This window comes from Paenibacillus sp. S-38 (genome assembly GCF_049942825.1).
Lineage (GTDB): Bacteria > Bacillota > Bacilli > Paenibacillales > NBRC-103111 > Paenibacillus_G.
In genome coordinates this window covers 2764035-2779930 of record NZ_CP187970.1, presented here as the reverse complement: position 1 = coordinate 2779930, position 15896 = coordinate 2764035, and the positions used below count along the sequence as shown (strand labels likewise).

The window sequence follows — 15896 nt, the reverse complement described above, 5'->3', positions numbered from 1 at the left end:
TGTTACCAGACACTAAGCCCAGTTCGATGATCGTTATCCTCGGTGATATATGCGAGCGACTCTACTCCGTTGAACCGGGCATTCTCGTACAGCCGCTCGAGCTGCACTTGATCTTTGCAATAGACAGCAGCATAGATGCTGTCGACAATGAGGAAAATCAGGGCGCATTCACTTTTCATAAACTCCTCAAATGTACAAAAGGTTGAGATCGCCTTCCCCTTTGGAAAGGCCTTCAAATCCGCGAAGATGACATACTGCGGGAACTCCCTCTGGATGATATTATTCAGCATCTCACCTTCCATCTGCATGACATGTCCGTCAAACATCTCGATGAGGTTCCCGTCCACAGCCTGATACATCTCCGCAGCGCCGATCCTCCACGTGTATGCGGAGCAGTCGACTGGCTGTAACATCCGCGCTAACCATCGGTCATACTCATTGGGAATAAGAAAACGGATCCCCCGCTTCATCCGTGGACCCTCCTTCTTGCTGCCCCCCTATTCTACCACTCTTCTAATATATGGTAGAATAGTCAAGGTAAATACGAATAAGGAGCCTCTTACGTCATGTGGAAAAAATCAACTTTGGCTGTTCTGCTGGGGATCAGCCTTTCACTGTCCGCAGCCCTACCCGGCAGTGCCTCGGAATATGCGGATACCCCTACGCTGCCTGCGGACGGCGACCATATTCCGAAGTCCGTAACACTGCTCAAGGAAACGCCTTACTATGCGATCCCGAATGTGCTTCTGAATCAGCCGGAAGGGGCTTTCTCCCCGCAGACGGTGGAGATTATAGAAGCCGAGGCCCACTGGGCGGCCTTCCCCAACTGGTGGAAAATTCGTACGGTCTTCGGCGACCGGTGGATTAAGACGGAGCCCGGGACGTTCGAAGTGCCTCTGCCAAGCAAGCTTACGCTCCTTCAGGACACCCCGATCTATGCCAAAGCCGACGAGCGCCTGAAGCCCTCCGCCGTTCTGTCACCCCAGGAAGTCAGCGTTGCCGGTGCCGAAAAAAGGTGGTTCTACAGCGCACTGAATGACGAGAACGAGCAGAAATGGATCCAGATCCAGACCTCCTGGCTTGGCCCCCAATGGATCCGTCTGCCGATGAAACAAATTGGATCGCTGAAGCGCAGTTCCGGGAGTAAATTTTATCGAATCACGCAGCTGTCTACCCTTCCTCCCATGCTGGAAGTACTCGGCACCAGTGCTCCCTCGAGTGAAGTAAGAAACAGCATTCTGACAGAAACCGGTGAATTCGTCACCCCGCTTGGCAGCTTTTATGAGGTGGAAACGAGCGAGGGCAGAAGATGGACGCGGACTCCCGGTCAGGTAATCACTGTGTCGGACGAGACGATCACCCGAAGCAAGCCGGCCGCTCTCTATCCGCTGCCTAGTCTGGACAGCGGCGAGCCTGTATTGGCTGCCCCCCAAACCTTGAACGTTTCGGAGAAACTCGAAGGGGATCCGGTGCATTACTACGACGGAGGCTGGTATCATGTGAAGGCTGCCGAGGGCGAGGGCTGGTTCAATGCCCGGTTCTCGGAGCCGGAAGACTCTAAGCCCGTAATGGCGGAGATTGACCTGCGAACGGACAAGACCCCTCTGTATCTCTATCCCGACAGCTCCCTTCTGCTGCACAATGGGGTACTGAGTCCCCAGACGGTACGAGCGACAGCTTCCTGGGATGCTCCGAACGGTGTACGCTGGTTCCGGATTTCGACCTTCCTGGGGGACGCCTGGCTTGAACTCAACCCGCTTCAAGACCGTTATCTCCCGGCCGGGCGCGAACAGGATCCGCAGATCTACGGAGAGAAGAGATATCAAGGCTACTTTTATATGAACAATGGGGTACTGCCGCACGGAGAGGAGAAAGTGGGGGTTGAACGGCAAAATGAAATCTACTTTCGATCCTCCTTTTTGGCCCAAATGTATCACTTTACCGTCAGTGGACCCGATGCCGACAGCAGCTGGACCTTCACCCATGAGTCGGGCTATGCTTTCCGGGTGAAAGCCGGCGGGAAGAAGGCCGAGCTGTTCTGGAAAGGCCGGAATGCCGGAACCGCGCTTCTGTCCGCCGAGCCAGCCGTCTCCGTGGATCAGGAAGCGCCCGATCTCCGGCTCGACGATATGAGAGCCTTGTTCGGGGCTTCAACAGTGACCGCACCGGATCACAGCTGGGTGAGTCTCAGTTCCTCTGAGTATACATTGGGTGACTTCGAGCCGCCCGTCCGTATGGAAGGGAATGTGCTGAGGTTGTCGGTCCTGCTGTATGACATGGAACGCCCGGAAACCAATGAGTCGGCCAACCGGCTCAAGCTATACGTCATCGACCGCGATGCCGAGCGTTCCACGGCTTTGACAGCACAGAACAGCGCAAACCAAGAAAAACTGTTCTCCATGGCCCAAAACGTGGCTCTGTATGACCTGACAGCGCAAAAAACGCTGAAACCCGGCCTGAACCGCCTCACCGCCGTCTTCAAGGTAGGCGAACGGATCATCCATGAACAGGACTTCGAGGTGACGGCACAATAAGCTACAGAGGCTTCGATAACCGCTTCTTGCTTCAGTCTGTCTGTCCGCACGCTGTTAAGGATCCAACCAAACTAAGAAAAACGCCTGTCGGCGTCCTTTTAAGGAAGATGCGCGTTTATAAGAAATATAAGATAACGGGATCGGGCCCTGGCGTGACCGCCGGGAGGTGGCGGCCCAACTGTTCTTCAACCTGAACTGGCAGGATCCCTATTTCACCGCAGTCCATATGGGCAAGGTGCGGGAGAGTACGCCTGCCGGACGAATGGTTTCAACAGCAGCCCCAGCCGTCGGTGCTGAAAAGCCTGTTTACCTTAGGCGGGCGGCCGCGCTCCGCGACCTGCAGTTCAATACGGAAAGTGTGCGATTCAGCCTCCGCCTCTGGTGACCGATCGTATTGGCAGGACGTCGGAGCGTTCATTTTAAATAGCGGAAGTGAGGTATCTTATTGGGGGATTTCCCAGCATTTCCCGCAAAATAGCGGAACTCAAATGCCTTATATGGGGAAAAGGGGCCTGCAAACCACGCCGATCCTTAGGATAGCGCATCTGAGTTCCCTTATTTCGGGTAGGAACCATCGAAAAGTGGAAATAACGCACCGTACTTCCGCTATTTTCATAGACGGCTTGCGCGCCAGCAGAATCGTCTTGCGATATAGGAAAGCTTCAGCTTCGCTAAGCATATATCCTTTCTTATATCTTAAGCCAAAGGGCTGCCCATCCAAGGCAGCCCTTCTTTTTGCCCCCACCCCGGTTACCGCACCCCCATCGCCCGTTCCGCCGCTTCCACCGTATGCTTCAGCAGCATGGCGATCGTCACGGGCCCTACGCCGGCCGGAACCGGCGTAATGGCGGATGCGTTCCTGCACGCCGCTTCATAATTGACGTCGCCGACATTGCCCGGATTGTAGCCTGCATCGAGTACTACGGCGCCCGGCTTGATCCACTCTCCCTGGATGAAGCGCGGCTTCCCCACCGCCGCCACCACGATATCCCCCAGGGCCACCATCTCGGCGAGGTTCGCAGTCTTGGAATGGCAGACCGTCACGGTCGCGTTCCGGTTAAGGAGCATCGCGGATACGGGCTTGCCCAGAATGGGGCTCCTTCCGATGACCACCGCATGCTTGCCTTCGATCCCGATGCCGTAATCATCGAGGATCGCCAGGATCGCAGCAGGGGTACAGGATGGATACGCCGCTGCACCGAAAACATTCATGGCATAGCCCAGCATCGTCACCCCGTCCACGTCCTTGCCGATCGCAATCGCATCGAAGGCCGCCCGCTCATCGATATGCGCGGGCACCGGATGCTGCAGAAGAATGCCGTGCACGGCAGGGTCTTCGTTCAGACGGCTGATGACGCCAAGCAGCTCCTCTGTCGTTGTCGTGCCGGGAAGCTCCACCCGGATGGACTCGATGCCGAGCCGCCGGCAGGCATTTCCCTTCATTTTCACATACGTCGCCGACGCAGGATCGCTGCCGACCAGGATGGTCGCCAGGCAGGGACTACTCCCCCGCTCCTTCAGCCGCCCCACACGCTCCGCCAGCCTTGCTTTGATGCCTGCCGCCACACGGCTGCCATCCAGCACAATAGGTTCCCTCATGTTCATACCGCTCCTTCGCTTGGAGATATAAACAAAAAGAGGCAAGGGAATCTTCTCTCCCTTACCTCTGCCCAGGCGTACGGCTCGTATATCCGTGTGCTTCCTCATGGTTCCCCATGCTCCGCCAGTCACACACAGCGATCAGTTTCTATCATTGTACATGATTCGCTGCCAATTCATCAACTGCCGCTTGTATCGTTCTAACGTTCAGCCCGAGATCTGCAGCACCAGCTTCCCCACCGTGCTCTTCCCCTCAAGAAGCTCGTGTGCCTCGGAAGCCTTCTCGAGCGGGTACACGCCGAACACCTCCGAACGGATCACGCCGTCCGCCAGCAGGCCGAGCGCGGCCTTCGCCGCCTCTCCCACCTCTGAAGAGGCATACTCACTGTAGCCGCCGATGTTGAAGCCGATCAGCGATCGGTTCGCAAGCCAGGCCTCCGTCATGGACTGCGGGACGTCCCCCGCTCCGCTGGCATTGCCGAGCAGCACGAGCTGACCCAAGGGACGCAGCAGCTCCTGACTGGCCCGGCGCATCTCCCCGCCTACGGGGTCCAGCACCAGATCCAGGCCGCGGAAGCCTTCCTTCCGGCGCAGCTCTTCCGCGAAGCTTGCCCGCAGGAACAGCTCGTCGTAGCCCAGCGATGCGGCCAGCTCGACCTTCTGCGCGCCGCCGACCGTGCCGTAGACCCGGCCTGCGCCCAAATGCCGGGCAAGCTGCCCAAGGAAGCTGCCGAGTCCGCCCGCTGCACCATGGACGAGCACATGGTCCCCTGGACGCATCCTCGCCACCTGGCCAAGGGCCATACACGCTGTCGTCAGGTTGACGATGCTCGCTGCGGCCGTGCACAGGTCGAGCCCGGCCAGGGGACCTTCAAGCGGTATCGTCAGCTCCGGCCGGGTGACGGCAACGGAAGCGTAACCCCCCAGCTCGGTCAAGGTCATGGCAGCTACAGGCTGCCCCACCCGGAACCCCTGCACGCCTTCGCCGATGGCCCTGACATAACCGGATACCTCCAGGCCGGGAACGACCGGGAAAGGCAGCAGCTCCCCGAGATCCCCCCGCCTCAGGAGGACATCCACATATCCTACGCCTGCATACACGACGTCCACCGTCAGTCTTCCCGGAGGCGGCTGAAGGTTCGGCAGCTCCTTCACCGTCAGTTCCTCGGCCCCCATCGGCCGGTCAATTACTACTGTTTTCATCACCTGTAACACCCTCTCTGATTTCGTTAATAAGCTTAGTTTAGACGGATCCGGAGAGGGGAGCCACAGTATGTTTATGCTAGTAAAAGCAGTACCAGGCAGCCGTTCATCCACCGGTACCGCCCAGCAGGTGCAGCAGATTCGATTCGGTCTCCGTCCCCGTGACCGGGGTGTATATGCAGCAGTGCACATCCGTTCTGCCGTTCAGGCTGCCGAAGGAATGGATCTCGAAGAGAAGCTCCCCGGCACGCGGGTCGTTCAGCTCCACGCGGGCGGTTTTCTTCAGCTGAATGTCATGCCGGCTCCAGAGCGTATCGAACACCGGGCACTTCCTGCAAAGCCGCTTCACCGTCTCCCCGAACCACGGGTCCTCCCGGTGCTTGTCGTAGTAAGAGCGGAATACCGCGACGGAATACCGGGCGAATGCCTCCCAGTTCACCATGCGGGCCCGAAGGCTCTCATCCTCGAAGAGCAGCCGGATCATCACGCGGTCGTGAGCCTCCATGGACGCAAAGTCCGCAAGCACCATCCCCGCCGCCCGGTTCCAAGCCAGCACTTCCGTCCGGTCGCTGCTGATAAAAGAAGGGTACGGGAGCCGGTCGATAATCCGCTGCCATTCAGGGCAGATCTCCGTCTCCCTGGAGACAGGGGTTTCGGAGGCCTCCGGGGAAGCAAGCCGGAGAAGGTGCGTCATCTCATCCCCGCTGAGCTGCAGGGCCCGGCCGATGCCTTCGATGACCTCCCGCGACGCGGTCACTTCACGCCCCTGTTCGAGCCAAGTGTAGTACGTGGCGCTCACCCCCGCCAGATAAGCCACCTCTTCCCTGCGCAGCCCAGGCGTTCTCCGGCGTCCGTACGAACCGGTGATGCCGGCCTGCTCCGGCTGCAGACGCTCCCTCCTGGATTTGAGAAATTCGCCCAGAATTTTCGCCCTGCTTCCGGCTTCCTCTGCTTTCAACGCTGCTTCTCTGCCTGCCATCCTGCCTCACCCGCGCTTTCTTCCTTTTTCTCCTATTGTAACGTCTTCGGGGCTCCGAATACCATACCCGAACACCTTAGGCGGCGATCGGAAGCAAGCAGTCATATCCCCTTCTTCCGAAGCGTAATATTACTAAAGGCAATAGAGCGAGAGCGAAGGAGGCTGCGTACTCATGGAATACATCCTACTCGGGCTGCTTGCGCTGCGCGGGCAGACGATCTACGAGCTCAGCAAGAATATGAAAAATACCGTCGCCCTCTCCTACAGCGACAGCCTCGGAGGCATCCAGGCGGCGCTGAAGAAGCTGATGGACAAGGAATGGATCTCCTGCAGCGAGATGGTGGAGCGCGGCAAGCTCAAGAAGGTATACTCCATCGAAGCGCCGGGCCGCGAGCAGCTGCTCGATTGGCTGCGCTCGCCGATCCCGATCGACAAGCTGAAGGACCTGGCGGTGGCGCGGCTGTTTTTCCTCGGACTGCTTCCCGCCTCCGACTGCGCCAAGGTCATCGAAGGGTACACGGTATCCCTTACGGAGATGCACCGGCACCTGACCGCGCTGGAGATTCAGGCGAGCCTGATGGAGCCCGGAATCCCGGAGGAGAAGCGGGAGATCTACCGCTGGCAGCTGCTCTCGCTCCGGTACAGCGTAGACCAATATGCATTCGGCGCAAAGTGGTACTCGGAGCTGCTGAAGAACATGACAGAAGGAGGCGGGCCAAGCGATGGGAATCTCCACGGAGCATAAAGTACTGCAGACGGACGAGGCGCAGGTTCACTACTATGTCACGGGGCAGCCCGGCGGGGAGCTGCTGATGTGCCTGCACCCGGCGTTCGGGGACCACCGCTGCTTTGACGGGCAGCTCGCTCACTTCGCCGGACACTGCCGGGTGGTGACGGTCGATCTGCTCGGACACGGCCGCACCCAGGTGTACGATGCGGGGCTGGGCCTGGATGCGGCGGCCAGCCATCTGCTCGGTATTCTGGCGGAAGAGAAAGCGGACCGATGCCATCTTCTGGGCGTGTCGATGGGCTCGCTGCTGGCGCAGGCCTTCGCCTGCCAGTACCCGGACAAGGTGAAGTCCCTCATCTCCGTCGGCGGCTATTCGATCCGGGAGGAGCATCCGGAGATTGTTAAGGCCCAGCGGGCCGAAATGCTCAAGTGGCTGCTCATGGGCATTCTCTCCATGAACCGTTTCCGCCGCTACCTGGCTTCGGTCACTGTGATCCGTCCCGAGCAGCAGGAGCTCTACTATGAGATGGCCTGTGCGTTCAGCCGCCGTTCCTTCCGGGTCATGTCCGGACTGCGTCATCTGCCCGGCATCGCTGCAGGGAAGGTGAGCGCGGTTCCGCTGCTGCTTGTCTGCGGAGACCGGGACCTGCCCTTGGTCAAAGAAGCTTCGATCCGCTGGCAGGAGCGGGAGCCCCAGAGCACCTATGTGGAGCTGGAGGATGCGGGTCACTGCGCCAATATGGACCGTCCGGAAGCTTTTAACGAAGTGCTGGCTGCCTTTTTGAGGAGGGGCGTTTGCGGGTAAGAAGGGATAAACGTGCCCATAGGCAGGAAGGAGCAAGGAAAATGAGCGGAAGCCGCGGGGAGACCAAGCGGGAGGCCGAACCGGCCAGAACGGCACGCAAGGCAGCCATGGTTACGGGGGCGAGCAGCGGGATCGGCAAAGGGATTTGTCACGTGCTGGCACGAGCGGGATACCATATCTCCACCGTGTACAAGTCCAATGAACTCGGCATCCAGGAGCTGGAGCAGACGGTAAAAGGGACTTACGGCCGCCAGTTCCATGCGGTGCAGGGGGATTTGTCCGACCCCGGCTTCGTGGAGCGGTATGCCGAGGAAGCGATCCGGGAGCTGGGCGAGGTGCACCTGCTCGTCAATAATGCAGGGGCCGGCTTCGGGAAGCACCTGTTCGAGATCGGGACGGAGGAGATGCTCTCGTTCATCAACATCGATTTTGTCGCGCCGGTGCTGCTCATGAAGCACGCCGGCCGGCATATGAAGGAGAAGGGCATCCGGGGGAGCCTGATCAATATCACCTCCACGCGGGCCGAGCGGGCCTATCCGCATGACTCGCTGTACGGCGGGATGAAGGCGGGCCTGCGGCGAGCGGCGGAGTCCATCGCGATCGAGCTGGCGATGCACGGCATCCGCGTGAACAATGTGGCCCCCGGGGCGACCGAGATCGAACGCGGCAGCGCGGCGTATTACGACAAGCTCGGGGAGAAGATCCCGCTGCGGCGGGTCGGCAAGCCGGAGGACATCGGGGAGGCCGTGCTGTGGCTTGCCTCCGACGCGGCCTCCTATATCACCGGCGCCACGCTGAAGGTGGACGGCGGCCTCATCCTGCCCGGGATGCCGGAGAAGGATGACGAGACGGCGAAGTATTACGGCTGGGAGCCTGTCCGGGCGGAGCGGTAGAAACCGGCGGGCGCCGCTGCACGGCGGTTCCGGGCAGGTGACTGCGGAGGCTTCGCTGCGCAGGGGCTGCGGCCGCGCAGGTTGGAGGCGGGATCGGGATCGGGTCCGGAAGGGTTAAACTTGCGATAGGGGAACTGAGATTCGCTATGGAGACGAACGCCCCCGTTTTCCGCTCAAAAGGCGGGCCATAACGCATCGGAGTTCCGCTATCTTCCGGAAAATCATGGGAAATGCCCCAATAAGGAATCCTAGTTCCTTTAATGGAAAACCGGTGGGATTTGGCGTTACGATACATGGCTTGAACCAGCGAGACAGAGGAATATTAGCCGGTTGGTACTTCGCCGGCGCCCCAAGTGGACAAGCGGAGCTTCGTAGGAGGCTCCGTTTTGGTCTACGCAGGAAGCCGTTGGCAGATGAATCTGGCGGCTGACAAGGCTCCGGGCTCCGGCTCTCCCGAGGCCTGACCTGCGGGTATCTAACGGCTTTCCTGGGAAGTAAAAAAGGGAGCCTTGCAGGAGGCTCCGCTTGGGGTTAAGTGCAAAGAAAACTTCTGGCCAAGCGGTTTCTCTGCTGGCCGGCAAGGCCCTGCGTGCAAGGCTCCGCATGCAGCGCAGCCCTCGGTCTCGAGGCTCCGCTGAAGCCTGTCCTCACCTCCCGGCTCACTGCCGGCAGGTATGTTTCAGCGAGAAGCGGATCCTTGGCCCAGCTGCCATAGGTCGCATATGTCAGCCCGCCAAGCGGCCCTCATCACTCCAGGCGCTCTGCCTACAGGATGCTCTGCCGCGCAGAAGCATTCTAAGGCCTCCCCTGCTTCACCGAATCCGGTTGGTTCACGCGGAACTTGCGGTCCTTCTCGTTATCTTGTGGAGCAAAGGCCGGGTCGATCGGATGGCTGTCCATGATCTTCTCACTTGCCGGCTTCTTATCCTCCTGGCTCATCTCGTGTCACCTCCTTACGTAGAATGTTCTGCATTCGATGGAGTCAGCGCGGCTGCCAATCCTCCCACATGTCCTTCACGGCCTGCAGTTTGCCTACTTCAAGCAGGCCGATCACTTCCGTATGCAGCAGATCCGACCAGCCGGATACGATGGTGCCGTCCTTCATCCGGGCGACATACACGACGGACTCGACCGAATCGTCATCCTCAACAACGGACAGCAGGTGGTGAAGCAGCGCCCGGGGCGAAAGTGCATCATCCATCGGCTCATCCCTCCTGTCCTTCAAGTGGTTCCTTCCTGTATCTCTTCCTGCTGCAGGGCATGGGCCACAGAAGCCAGCACCGTGAGAGGTCCATCCTCCCGGTTAGCTTGGAAAGGGGACGCATGGATGAGCGCCCACCCGATTTCCTGCAGAATCCACGTCCATAGAGCTTTCTGCTGCGGTTCAGCCGCCGGATTCTCCTTCGGGTCTCTCACAGACCACACCAATTCCGTAAGCACCGCCTGAAACGCCTGCTTGCGGAGGGAATGGGATTCTTCTGCCCCATCCGAGATAATCCGAACCCGCAGCCGCTCGTTGTATCGGATCTCCAGTCCGCTGCTCATGTTCTCATGCTGCACAGGCTGCCTGCTCCCCCTCCGTCTGATAAGCAGCGGGGCCGAACTCCCCCTCCTTGGCGGACCCGGCCCGGCTTCCTATTCGTTTTCCACGGAAATGTGGGAGTTGTCGAGCTTGTAGTTTTCCTTGGCGGTGACGTTCTCTTCTTCCTCGCCATTCATGGCACTCGCCAGATTCGCCGCATCCACGGTCTGCTCCTGCTGGTCGATTCCTGCTTTGGTCGCCTGATCCACTTGCGTATCCCTCCTTTCCTTGGAACATCAGTTACTCTCCCCAGGCCGGTTGTAAATATACGCCAGAAGTTCCAAACTTCCTCCACTAAGGAACATGCGCTCCAACTCTTTCACGGTGAAAGCCAAACCACCCAAAGGGTTACGTCAGCTTGTTCAGCGGCGGAGCGAATAGGTATACAATAGGAGCATCATAGAGAAAAGGATGTGCACGTCATGAAGCTCAGGCTGATCCGCCACGCCACCCTGTGGATTGAATACGGGGGACTCACCTTCCTCGTAGACCCGATGTTCAGTCCGGAAGGAGCCAATCCGCCGATCAACGGTTCGACCAACGAAAGACGAAATCCGCTCGTCCCCCTGCCCCTTCCGCTGGAGAGCCTGCTCGATCCGTCTGCGGTTCTCGTCACTCATACACACCAGGACCACTGGGACAAAGCGGCGGCCGCCGCCCTGAACCCGGCCATGCCGCTGCTCTGTCAGCCGCAGGACCAGGCACTCTTCGAAGGGAGCGGATTCCGTGAGGTGCTTCCCGTCATCGCATCCGCCGAATTTAAGGGAGTCACGATCACGCGGACGGGAGGCCGGCACGGCACCGGCGAGATCGGGCAGCGGATGGGCCCGGTATCCGGATTTGTACTGCGGGCGCCGGGCGAGCCAGTCTTGTATATTACCGGCGATACAATCTGGTGCGACGAGGTGAAGCAGGCGCTGGATGAGCACCGCCCGGACATGACGGTCGTGAATGCAGGCGGGGCCCGGTTCGCCCAAGGGGATCCGATCACCATGGATGCGGACGATGTGACGGCCGTCTGCCGATACGCTCCTTATACCCGGGTGGCGGCCGTGCACATGGATACGATCAACCACTGCCTGGTTACGCGGGACGACCTTCGCAGCCGGCTGAAGGAGGAAGGGCTGCTCGGCCAGACCGCCATCCCCGAGGACGGTGATTGGCTGTGACCCTGACCGACAGCGGCCCTGCTCTCCGTATTTCCTGTGACCGTGACCTGCTCGACGAGCCTTTCGTCTATGAGTATCTGCACCGGAACATGTACTGGGCCAAGTCCCTGACCTGGGACCAGTTCCAGCGGTCGCTGGACCACTCCGCCCTGCTCTTCGGAGTTTATGACCTCAGCGGGGGATACCGGCGGCAGGCCGGCTTCGCACGGGTCGTCTCGGATCTTGCCACGTTCGCATACCTCACGGACGTGTTCATCACCGAAGAGAGCCGCGGACTCGGCTGGTCCAAGCAGCTGCTTCAGGCCGTCATGGCCCACCCGCAGCTGCAGGGGCTGCGCCGTTTCCTGCTCGTTACAGAAGATTCCGCGGGCTTGTATGCGAAGTTCGGGTTCCGGCCGCTGGAGGATGCCGGACACTGGATGCAGGTGTTTCACGACCCCGGCGGGCATGCCGCTGCTTCCGATGCGTCCGCCGTGCCCCTGCCCGGTACGGGATAGAAGCCGTCAAGCGCCGCCCGTCTCTGGGAATTCAAAAAGGAGCTTCCGTCAGGCAAGCTCCTTTTTCACGTCATATGCTATCCGGCTGTACCCATAGATTCAGCCCCGCCCGCTGCCGAAGCGTTCACGCCCCTATTCTACGAAGGGCTGTCCCCCCATTACACTTTGTGGTGTTTCTAAAGATCTTCATATGATCCGCGTACGTTCTTTAAAGCTGCTCGGCCCCCTTAATGAACTGGCGTCCTGCCATCTTCTTGATTTCGTCCATCAAGAGCTTGACCCCTTCTTCGATCCGCTCTTCTTCCGCCCTGGCAATGCTTATCTTAAGTAGGGGGCGCTTCTCAAAGCCTTCCGCGAAAAAAGGATCAAGCGGCTTCAGCACGATATTCTTTTTTTGCAATCGGTTCACCAGAGTGGGAATATGCAGCGGTACAGAAAACGCGATATGGGTATGCGAACCGGAGGAGACGGACACATGATGCGCGAAATCCGTATCATTGAAGGTGTCCAGCGCCCGGTTCAGACGAAGCAGACGTTCGCTGTAAGAAGCAGATATCTGCTGCTTGCGCCTCTCGAACATCCCATTCTGTATGTAAATTTCCAGCGCGGCCTGCGACAGCATCGAACTGTCGAGATCGGCCAGCTGCTTGTACAAGCCGAATGTGTCCTGAAGCTCCGGAGGAAGAACCGCCGCGCCAATCCGCAAACCAGGGAACAGCATCTTCGAGAAGCTGTTCAAATATATGACTCGCGACGAAGCGTAAGCGTAAATGGGATCGGACCTCGGATCTGTCTCGAGATCGGCCAAATAATCGTCTTCCGCCACGTATACGTCGTAGCGCTCCGCCAGCTCGGCTATCGCTTTCTTGGTCGATTCCGGGTAAGACGTGCCGAGCGGATTGTGGAAACGGGGCATGGTATAGAACATCTTGATGTCTCCGGTTCGGAACAAATGCTCCAGCTTATCCAAATCGATCCCTTGCTCCGTCCTGGCGATACCCCGAAGCGGAACGCGGTGCGTTACCAGCAGCCGAATCATCAGATGATAGCTGGGCTGCTCCAGCAGAACCGCTCGCTTCCCATTCGGAAACGGCATCGTGCACAGGAGCGACAGCGCCTGCTGTATGCCCGACGTGATCGTGATCCGTTCGGGGCGGACGAACACCTGGCGGTCCGCTAGGCGCTTGCTTATCACATGCAGCAGCGTAGGCAGGCCTTGCGACATACCGTAGGTAAACAAATCGCTCCGGTACATATCAATCGCTCTATTCAGGCAGTGCTGAAAATCCACATATGGAAAAAGCTCCGGATCGGGAGAAGGGGCCGAAAAATCCAGCATTGCCTGCTCCCGCGCCTGCTCTGCGCCGGGCTTTTGCACAACCGCATAATAACCGCTCTGCGGAACCGTATACACGAGATGGCGCCGTTCCAGCTCCGCGTAAGCCCGGATCACGGTGCTCTTGCTGCAGGCAAAGCGCAAGGACATGTCACGGATGGACGGCAGCCTCTGCCCTCCGCGAATCGTTCCGACTTCCAACTGCCGCTCGATTTCTTTCATTAGTTCGACATATTTCCGGATGACGGTGTCCCCCTTTTTCTTGTCATACCAACAAATATTGTACCGGTACAGTTTGGGTGGAAATAGATTGAATCCCCACCGGACGTCCTTCATACTTGATCTTAAAGTCGGCCGGCTTTTTGAAACCAAGTGAAAGGAGGACTGGGATTGGGAAGTCAGCGCCCAGTTTATTTACTTGCTTTATTATACGCGCTCATTATTGGCTTTTCCTTCCTGTTTACGAAGCTTGCTCTGCAGGTTGCGGATCCGGTCGACACGCTTGCAATACGATTTGTGATTGCGTTCTTCGCGATTTCCGTTCCAGTGCTGGCAGGCTGGATCAAACTGAGGCTGAGCCGCAGCTTGTGGCGCCTTATTCCGTTAGGCCTACTGTACCCAACCGCTTTCTTTGGATTTCAGGCTGTCGGACTAACGTACACGACGTCGTCGGAAGCCGCTATTTTTCAAGCGACTTCGCCCATCTTTACGCTGGCCCTGGCAACATTACTGCTCCGCGAAAGCACCACGTGGATTCAAAAGGCGTTGGTTCTGTTCTCGGTCGGCGGGGTGATCTATATCGCGGTCATGAATGGGGTATCGATAGAGAGTACAAGCGCATGGGGGATGGTGTGGCTGCTCGTATCAACCGTCGCCTTATCGCTGTACAGCGTGCTTGCCAGATTGCACCGCAGCGGGTATACGGCGTTTGAAATGAGTTACGTAATGATGCTAACCGGCTGCATCGCCTTCACTACGCTTGCGGTCGTCCGGCATACGATTGCCGGAACCATGAACACATTGCTGGAGCCTTTGGCGGAACCGACCTTTCTCTTGTCGATTCTGTATATCGGACTGATGTCGTCCATGCTTTCTTCGGTTATGTCCAATTATCTCTTGTCCCGAATCGAAGCCTACAAGATGAGCCTCTTCGTCAATCTCGGCACGCTATTGTCGGTTGCAGCCGGAGTTGTCTTTCTGCGCGAAAAGCTGGAATATTTCCACATTGTCGGTGCGATGCTCATCATCGGCGGCGTACTTGGGGTTCACACCCGAGCGAAAAAACAAGTAACGGAGGTTGAATCGAGATGAAAATTGTAGTCGCTGGAGCGAGCGGTGTCGTCGGACAGGCGCTCATGCCCCTTCTTGTTCAAGAGGGGCATGATGTCGTCGGATTTACGCGAAACCCGAATAGCGCAACCGAGTTGAAAAAAAAGGGCATAGAGCCCGTTATTCTAGATGTGTTTGACCGTGAAGCTGTATTTTCCGCACTGCAGGAAACAAAACCGGATGCCGTGATTCACCAGCTCACCTCGTTAAGCGCAAGAAACTTCTCCGACAACGCCAGAATCCGAAAAGAGGGGACGCGTAATCTCGTGGATGCGTCACTTGCGGCAGACGTTGGCAAAATGGTCGTCCAAAGCATTTCGTGGACTTATGCACCGGGCGATGGGCCGGCTGAGGAAGACAGCCCGCTTGACCTGGATGCCCCGCCTCCGCGGAGCACAACGATCGAAGGTGTCTGCGCACTGGAAAGCGCCGCTTCCGAAATGCCGGAACATGTCATCCTGCGCTACGGCTTACTTTATGGAAACGGAACGTGGTACGCCCCGGATGGCTATCTGGCAGAGCAGGCCCGGCAGCGGCTGCTCCCAGCGACGCGGGGGATTAGTTCCTTCGTGCATGTCGATGATGCAGCCCTAGCCGCGGCAAATGCCTTGAATTGGCCTTCCGGATGCTACAATATCGTCGACGACGAGCCGGCTGCCGGAACCGATTGGCTTCCGGTCTTCGCTGATGCCGTAGGCGCCCCACAACCGGACGTTCAACAGGGACATGCGGCCTGGGAGCGCGGGGCCCTAAACGGCAAAGCGCTTAGGCACGGCTGGAAGCCGCGCTACACCTCGTGGCGTGATGGATTCAGGCTCGCACTCGGATCCGCCTCATCGCAAGACTCGCTTCGACAAGATGCTAGGCCATGACTTTGAGACATGCAAGGCCAGTCCCTTGAGGAGCTGGACTTAGGGTGGCTGGTGCAGCAGATCTGCTCAGGCTGTTATTTCACCTGCCTACCCTATGGGAGGGAGCTTATCACTGTACTGTCCCCCATCAAGCAGACAGCACACAAAATAAAAATCAATTAAGCGGTCTTGGTCCTGTATTCCTTCGGACGGAGGCCGCTTAGTATTGCTTGTAATCTGAGTCAGCCCCGTGAAATACTGATCTAAAAAGGAACCAATCCATTGATTAAAACCATAAAGTGATTAAATTTCCTTTATGTTCTAATGGTGGGAAGGTAAAACCAAGATTATGTCCAAATCTTTCATGTAGATACGATCTGCTCAGTCCC

Annotated in this window: 17 protein-coding genes and 1 riboswitch; of the genes, 8 read left to right on the top strand and 9 right to left on the bottom strand. The window is 58.2% G+C overall.

What is annotated here, in order from left to right; translation table 11 throughout:
* Window positions 1–2: 2 nt before the first annotated feature.
* Window positions 3–470, bottom strand: coding sequence for a DUF2691 family protein (locus ACP26L_RS12715; RefSeq protein WP_426452917.1), 468 nt, complete (start codon window positions 468–470; stop codon window positions 3–5).
* Window positions 471–566: 96 nt separating this feature from the next.
* Here ACP26L_RS12715 and ACP26L_RS12710 point away from each other — a divergent pair, with 96 nt between their 5' ends.
* Window positions 567–2534: a hypothetical protein gene (locus ACP26L_RS12710; RefSeq protein WP_426452915.1), complete on the top strand. Its 1968-nt coding sequence runs from the start codon at window positions 567–569 to the stop codon at window positions 2532–2534.
* A 750-nt stretch (window positions 2535–3284) separates the two neighbouring features.
* Here the strand turns inward: ACP26L_RS12710 and ACP26L_RS12705 are convergent.
* The 3 genes from ACP26L_RS12705 to ACP26L_RS12695 form a co-directional block, all read right to left on the bottom strand.
* Window positions 3285–4133 (bottom strand): bifunctional 5,10-methylenetetrahydrofolate dehydrogenase/5,10-methenyltetrahydrofolate cyclohydrolase, encoded by an 849-nt coding sequence (locus ACP26L_RS12705; protein WP_426452913.1) that lies wholly within the window; start codon window positions 4131–4133, stop codon window positions 3285–3287.
* A 62-nt stretch (window positions 4134–4195) separates the two neighbouring features.
* Window positions 4196–4275: riboswitch (ZMP/ZTP riboswitch) on the bottom strand.
* A gap of 65 nt (window positions 4276–4340) precedes the next feature.
* Complete coding sequence (locus ACP26L_RS12700) at window positions 4341–5336, bottom strand: quinone oxidoreductase family protein (RefSeq protein WP_426452911.1); 996 nt, start codon at window positions 5334–5336, stop codon at window positions 4341–4343.
* Between the two features lie 106 nt (window positions 5337–5442).
* The gene (locus tag ACP26L_RS12695; protein WP_426452909.1) at window positions 5443–6315 is read right to left on the bottom strand and encodes a helix-turn-helix transcriptional regulator; all 873 of its coding nucleotides are present in this window, start codon (window positions 6313–6315) and stop codon (window positions 5443–5445) included.
* A 172-nt stretch (window positions 6316–6487) separates the two neighbouring features.
* On the opposite strand from ACP26L_RS12695, the gene ACP26L_RS12690 reads away from it, so the two are divergent.
* From ACP26L_RS12690 to ACP26L_RS12680, 3 genes are read left to right on the top strand one after another with little or no spacing between them, the layout of a single operon-like run.
* Window positions 6488–7060 (top strand): PadR family transcriptional regulator, encoded by a 573-nt coding sequence (locus ACP26L_RS12690; protein WP_426452907.1) that lies wholly within the window; start codon window positions 6488–6490, stop codon window positions 7058–7060.
* Window positions 7038–7850: an alpha/beta fold hydrolase gene (locus ACP26L_RS12685; RefSeq protein WP_426452905.1), complete on the top strand. Its 813-nt coding sequence runs from the start codon at window positions 7038–7040 to the stop codon at window positions 7848–7850. The genes ACP26L_RS12690 and ACP26L_RS12685 overlap by 23 nt, the downstream gene beginning before the upstream one ends.
* Before the next feature lie 41 nt (window positions 7851–7891).
* Window positions 7892–8743 (top strand): SDR family NAD(P)-dependent oxidoreductase, encoded by an 852-nt coding sequence (locus ACP26L_RS12680; protein ID WP_426452903.1) that lies wholly within the window; start codon window positions 7892–7894, stop codon window positions 8741–8743.
* Between the two features lie 795 nt (window positions 8744–9538).
* Here ACP26L_RS12680 and ACP26L_RS12675 read toward each other — a convergent pair.
* The 4 genes from ACP26L_RS12675 to ACP26L_RS12660 all read right to left on the bottom strand — a co-directional run bounded on the left by ACP26L_RS12675 (window position 9539) and on the right by ACP26L_RS12660 (window position 10534).
* Entirely contained in the window at window positions 9539–9682 is a 144-nt protein-coding gene (locus tag ACP26L_RS12675) for a hypothetical protein (protein ID WP_426452901.1), read from the bottom strand.
* Window positions 9683–9725: 43 nt separating this feature from the next.
* Window positions 9726–9944, bottom strand: a complete 219-nt coding sequence (locus tag ACP26L_RS12670) for a hypothetical protein (RefSeq protein ID WP_426452899.1) — start codon at window positions 9942–9944, stop codon at window positions 9726–9728.
* A gap of 20 nt (window positions 9945–9964) precedes the next feature.
* Window positions 9965–10288, bottom strand: coding sequence for a hypothetical protein (locus tag ACP26L_RS12665; RefSeq protein ID WP_426452898.1), 324 nt, complete (start codon window positions 10286–10288; stop codon window positions 9965–9967).
* Window positions 10289–10378: 90 nt separating this feature from the next.
* Window positions 10379–10534, bottom strand: coding sequence for a hypothetical protein (locus tag ACP26L_RS12660; RefSeq protein ID WP_426452896.1), 156 nt, complete (start codon window positions 10532–10534; stop codon window positions 10379–10381).
* Between the two features lie 213 nt (window positions 10535–10747).
* Here ACP26L_RS12660 and ACP26L_RS12655 point away from each other — a divergent pair, with 213 nt between their 5' ends.
* Entirely contained in the window at window positions 10748–11494 is a 747-nt protein-coding gene (locus tag ACP26L_RS12655) for an MBL fold metallo-hydrolase (RefSeq protein ID WP_426452895.1), read from the top strand.
* Window positions 11491–11991 (top strand): GNAT family N-acetyltransferase, encoded by a 501-nt coding sequence (locus ACP26L_RS12650; RefSeq protein ID WP_426452894.1) that lies wholly within the window; start codon window positions 11491–11493, stop codon window positions 11989–11991. Before ACP26L_RS12655 ends, ACP26L_RS12650 begins: the two co-directional genes overlap by 4 nt.
* Before the next feature lie 208 nt (window positions 11992–12199).
* Here the strand turns inward: ACP26L_RS12650 and ACP26L_RS12645 are convergent, their stop codons facing one another.
* The gene (locus tag ACP26L_RS12645; RefSeq protein WP_426454919.1) at window positions 12200–13570 is read right to left on the bottom strand and encodes a PLP-dependent aminotransferase family protein; all 1371 of its coding nucleotides are present in this window, start codon (window positions 13568–13570) and stop codon (window positions 12200–12202) included.
* 147 nt (window positions 13571–13717) lie between these two features.
* On the opposite strand from ACP26L_RS12645, the gene ACP26L_RS12640 reads away from it, so the two are divergent.
* Both ACP26L_RS12640 and ACP26L_RS12635 read left to right on the top strand, forming a co-directional pair.
* Window positions 13718–14638: a DMT family transporter gene (locus tag ACP26L_RS12640; RefSeq protein ID WP_426452892.1), complete on the top strand. Its 921-nt coding sequence runs from the start codon at window positions 13718–13720 to the stop codon at window positions 14636–14638.
* Window positions 14635–15528 (top strand): NAD-dependent epimerase/dehydratase family protein, encoded by an 894-nt coding sequence (locus ACP26L_RS12635; RefSeq protein ID WP_426452890.1) that lies wholly within the window; start codon window positions 14635–14637, stop codon window positions 15526–15528. The genes ACP26L_RS12640 and ACP26L_RS12635 overlap by 4 nt, the downstream gene beginning before the upstream one ends.
* Window positions 15529–15896 lie beyond the last annotated feature (368 nt).